This is a genomic window from Arthrobacter sp. M4 (genome assembly GCF_020251205.1).
Classification (GTDB): domain Bacteria; phylum Actinomycetota; class Actinomycetes; order Actinomycetales; family Micrococcaceae; genus Arthrobacter.
Genome location: NZ_JAIWYX010000076.1, coordinates 1 through 307, shown reverse-complemented (window position 1 = coordinate 307; position 307 = coordinate 1). Strand labels below are relative to the sequence as shown.

1 pseudogene is annotated in these 307 nt (G+C 67.8%); it reads left to right on the top strand.

What is annotated here, in order from left to right:
- A pseudogene (locus LD110_RS23465) lies at nt 1-307 on the top strand (DUF3417 domain-containing protein); the annotation flags it as partial.

Genomic DNA, 307 nt, shown 5'->3' with positions numbered 1-307 from the left:
CCGGTCTGTGGCCGGGCTTTGACCACAACGAAGTCCCCATCACCTCCGTGACCAACGGCGTCCACGTCCCCACCTGGGTGGACCCGCGCATCGGCCAGCTGGCCCGCAGCAAATTCGGCGCCGAAGCCGAGGCACAGGGCCGCTGGGACCTTGCCTACAACGTCAGCGACGAGGAAGTCTGGGCCCTGCGACGCGAAATGCGCGTCTCCCTCATCGAGGATGTGCGGAAGCGTTTGCGGGCGTCGTGGAAGAAGCGTGGGGCTGCGGATGCGGAGCTGGGCTGGACGGACTCGGTGCTGGACCCGGA